Here is a 4,526-nt window from a genome sequence, read left to right on the forward strand (position 1 = left end):
AGGACTCGGAGCGGCAAGCGAGAAGACATGCACGGCATCCGGCCCATCCTCTATTCCCGTAGCGACAAATGCGGTGCCCACGTAAGGATAACGATTATGAAATGTACCTGTGATCGTGACATCCTCTAAAGTCGGAATTGTCGGTATTTCAAGCGTTGCGAGACCTGAAGCATCAGTGTAAGCGCTTTGAAGCAGAACAGTATCCTGTACTATACCCACCAGCGCACCCTCGACAGGAGAGCCAGCAGCTGTCACGGTCACATCAAAGGGTCCGGTCTGTATGTTCTCCAGGTGATCCGCGTCAAGATAGACAAGCGGTGATGTTTCAGTGAAGATATCGAATTCGGGACAACCGAAAATCATATGCATATGGTTGCTGTTATATGCTCCTGTGCCGTAGTGTTCTTCTACCTTCATCTTGCCGTAATCCACAGCAGCTCCCATGTGCCATAGATTCTCCTCAAAGTAACCGCGGAATGTGTTTATTGCCAGAGAATCGGTTTGTCCGAAAGGGCTGCTAGTTGTCGCGGCCATTATTCCCACAGCGCCTTTCGGGCTGCCAATCTCGCCCTCGCCCATCCAGGCTTCAGCAAAGCAGTATCCCGCATCAAACTGACCATTTGAACACGCTATTGAATTAATCCACGGAATCATTCTACCGTTGTTCATACCCTGAACATCACTGATGTTTCCGCAAGAAGGAGCACTCCAGGAGGTCTTGCTTCCATGGCCAATAAAGCTGACCAGTGATTTTCCTTCTTCGATCGAGTTGAAAACATTTTCAGTGGTAGGATCCATGCCGCCATCGTAACAGAAATAATCAACAGTCATTCCGGCAGCCATGAAGATCTCTGCGTAGTCCCAGGAATGTTCAGGATCGAGAGATCCTGTGTCTCCAATGCTGATTGCTTTCTGAAACCAGCTCTGAAGCGGCTGATAAGGGTCGCTTCCGTAGTTGAATATCTTCGAAATAATGTATGGAAGATCATCCATATCGTAACCGGTAATCCTTCCATAGTGAATGGAAGGAATACTGGTTCCCGTACCTATGACACCATAAAGATTATCAGCAGCATGACTGCTGTAATAAGGCGTGGGAACTATGTTATGATCACCCATGATAAGAAGCCACTCGGGTGGGTTTGGACTGTAGAAAGCATTTTCTATCCAGCTGTCAATCTCTGATGCAGTACTTCCGATGTCAGGTACAACACCATACATGATGAAGTAACCCCTCTGGCGGTTCCAGTCAATTAGATCCTGGGCATATCCGATGCTCTCTTCGGTACCGATTACAAGATACGATCCGTTAACAGCATCACTTCCATCGGACTCAAATCCGAGCACTTCCTCATAAATAGGAATGAAACTGCGGGTAATTCCAGAGCTTGCTCTGTGAAGCTCGTTCTCACCTATTCCATCTTCGATGAGACGAACCGTAACATTCGTTGTAATAACTGTCTCACCTGTAACAGGATTGTACTGAACAGGACAGAATCGAACCCATGCAACCCTGATATCCCTGAGAATTATGACACTCTCAACCTCAACGGACATGGCAGGATATAATTCGGAAACAGAGTAGAGTTCCTCATCTATCCTGAAGGGAATCACTTCACCGCTTCTCAGGGGTGAAGGCTGGGCAGGAGGAATACTGTAGATGCCAAGAGGAGAGGATTCGGAAGATACAATTTCAGCTCTGATATCGCCGGTATTCGGAACCATCACCATTCTGCGAATAACAGGAAGGTCGGGAGCACCATAGGGCATACCGATACCTTCATCGGGAACCCGAAGAAGAGATCCATCGGGAAAACCAGGCAGAGACAGGGTTTCCTCTGTCAGGACAGGAAGAGTAAATTCAACGAGAATACCTTCGCTATCCAGACCAAGATATTCTGCTGTTTCGGAATATTCTTCAGCTCGGTATAGAACATCTGCACTGACAGCAAATGTAATTATCAGTATCGGCACCATCAATATTCGTAACATTTGAACCTCCATCCAGTAATCCGGCTTATGAAAATACAGAATATGGATAGTATTCCTAAATTCATTTAACACATAACAGTAAAACGGCTTGTAAGGAAAAAAGTTCCAGCAACAGAAGGATGTAGAGTAACTTAAATAATGTCAATGTCATCGGGGACATGCAGGCTCTGCTGCGTGTCCCCCATAAACTTGACTAAAATATCGCCCCATGGGGGACACGCACCAGAGCGTGCATGTCCCCGTATGCTAGGTTATTAGGAGACCTTTCTGGAGCATGACCATCGGGTTGAATGTGGCGAAATCCGCCTGGTGAATCAGAACTGTTTCAACCCTCTGTGGACGGCCTTCACCCTCCTTCGCGTGGCACCCTATTATGTTGATTATCTCAAGCGGCATATCGAATTTTGCCGCCAGAATGGCACCTGAGATCGGATGTCTGGCATGCCTTCCGTGGTGACCCTTGATGTAACCGTCATCGGTCTTCTCGATTTCCAGCAGTTTTCCGACATCGTGCAGAAGACCCCCTGCAACAAGAAAATCCCTGTCAATCTCAAAAGGCGTATCGCAGGCGGACCGTATCGCATCCGCAAGGCCAATTGCGCCCTCGGTAACGGCTATCGTATGCTGAATCAGGTTGATGCCGTGTGTCTCGGTAAGGAGTGTGAATGGTATTTTTTCCAGATCGTCAGGATTCCATCCCCCCTCCTCCGCAGCGGTTACCCATATATCGACTGTTTTCCGCCTGAGTTCTGGATTTTCAATTCTCTCGAGCTGTTTTTCGAAAAGCTTTTCAATACGATTTCGCACAGTAATCAGTTCCTCTCCATGGCTTCAATAATGGCATCACCCATCTGTGATGTGCTGGCAGCTCCCTGCTCAAGCACATCCTGAGAGCCTTTGAGCTTCATCATATCGTAAGTGCGGGCTTTACCTTCGGCTATGACGGTTTTGACAGCATTTCTGATCTTTGAAGCCTTATCAGTCTCTCCTATGTGATCGAGCATCATACATGCTGAGAGAACCATTGCTATCGGGTTGACGATAGATACCTCGTAATCGGCATATTTTGGAGCTGAACCATGAGTGGGTTCGAATACCGCGACTTCATCACCAATGTTCGCGCTGCATGCGAAACCCAGTCCGCCTACCAGCCCCGCGAAACCATCGGAAACGATGTCACCGAACATGTTTCCTGAAACGAGCACACCGTAATCTTCGGGGTTCTTTGTGAGCCACATCATCTGCGCGTCAATGTTGGTCTCCCAGAGGTCGATATTCGGGAAATCCTTCGAAATCTTTCTTCCCTCTTCACGCATCATTCCGCTGGTTTCACGGATGACGTTCGGTTTCTCGCAGATCGTGACACTCCTGTATCCGAATTTATCGGCATACTCGAAAGCGCTTCTGAGAATCCTTCTGCAAGCGTTTCTTGAGAATATTCTTGTCGAAACAGCAAGATCTTCCCTTGGGACATCAGCGAAATTCTTTTTGAATTTCGGATGTGTCATAAGTGTTTCATACACATTATCAGGTGGATTCGTCCACTCGACACCGCCGTAGAGCCCTTCGGTGTTCTGACGGAATATTACAGCGTCAACAAGGGGTTCCTCGATCGTTTCTCCGGGCCCTCTGCGGATGAAATTGAGCGGATTGCCCTTGAAAGCCTTGCAAGGGCGAGTGCAGATATCCAGATCGAAATGCTGGCGCATTGCCACGATAGGACTGTAGTAAACCAGACCTTTTCCACTGAGTGCAGGATCAAGGTCGGCATCAGCTTTATCCTTCGGTTTGGACGTAATCGCTCCGAAAAGAGCTATCCTGTGCTTCTCCAGCAGGTCTATCGTCCTGTCCGGAAGCGGATTGCCTTCCTTCTTCCAGAATTCCCAGCCTATATCGGCATGAACGTATTCAGCTTCAAATCCGGCAGCATCCAACACTTTCAGAGCTTCATCAAGTACTGCGCCTCCAATGCCGTCTCCGGGCATGGTCACAACAGTCCTTTTCATTCAATTCTCCCTTCGGTTATCAATTGAGCAAAATTGGTTTCCTGTTCGACGTGCGGCAACAATACTTTGAACATCCGGTCTGGAGAACCCCCGTAATATTCGGGATGGCTTCAGATCAGATCCATGATTATCTCCGCCGCCGCTTCAAGCTGTCTGTCGATATTCAATCCGGCGTCAGCAGGTTGCTCTAATACGCGAATGTCGGGCTCTACGCCGGTATTCTCCAGGTTATCCCCTGTTAAAGTATACCATCCGGTAGCTGGAATCCTGAACGATGTTCCATCGACAAGGTATACATCCGATGTTCCTATGACGGCGCCGTATGTTTCCTCGCCCACTACAGGACCAAGGCCAAGTTCCTTCCAGCCGCCCGGGAATATCTCTGCATCAGAGTAGCATCTTTCGTTTATCAGCAGCACCAGCGGTTTCTGCCATATGCCAAGGGGTTCAAATGCAATGTTTCCGTGCCTGTCGCGTGAAAACATGTAAGCCGGGCGTCCCAGTTCTCGAATGATCTCATCGTGAGTA

The 4,526-nt window shown here is 48.3% G+C and carries 4 protein-coding genes; all 4 read right to left on the reverse strand.

Going from position 1 to position 4,526, the window contains the following annotated elements; all coding sequences use genetic code 11:
• Window positions 1–1,992, reverse strand: a 1,992-nt coding sequence (locus K8R76_02865) for a hypothetical protein (GenBank protein ID MCD4847115.1), incomplete at its 3' end; no start/stop codon positions are given.
• Between the two features lie 246 nt (window positions 1,993–2,238).
• Window positions 2,239–2,799: an HD domain-containing protein gene (locus tag K8R76_02870; GenBank protein MCD4847116.1), complete on the reverse strand. Its 561-nt coding sequence runs from the start codon at window positions 2,797–2,799 to the stop codon at window positions 2,239–2,241.
• Between the two features lie 5 nt (window positions 2,800–2,804).
• Window positions 2,805–3,998, reverse strand: a complete 1,194-nt coding sequence (locus tag K8R76_02875; protein ID MCD4847117.1) for an isocitrate/isopropylmalate dehydrogenase family protein — start codon at window positions 3,996–3,998, stop codon at window positions 2,805–2,807.
• Window positions 3,999–4,108: 110 nt separating this feature from the next.
• Window positions 4,109–4,526, reverse strand: a 418-nt coding sequence (locus tag K8R76_02880) for an MdsD protein (protein ID MCD4847118.1), incomplete at its 5' end; no start/stop codon positions are given.

The organism is Candidatus Aegiribacteria sp. (genome assembly GCA_021108435.1).
Taxonomy (GTDB): domain Bacteria; phylum Fermentibacterota; class Fermentibacteria; order Fermentibacterales; family JCC-6; genus Aegiribacteria.

What these genes read in the sequence shown, in the direction of transcription:
- K8R76_02875 (MCD4847117.1), bottom strand. Translation starts at nt 3,998, where the DNA reads ATGAAAAGGACTGTTGTGACCATGCCCGGAGACGGCATTGGAGGCGCA.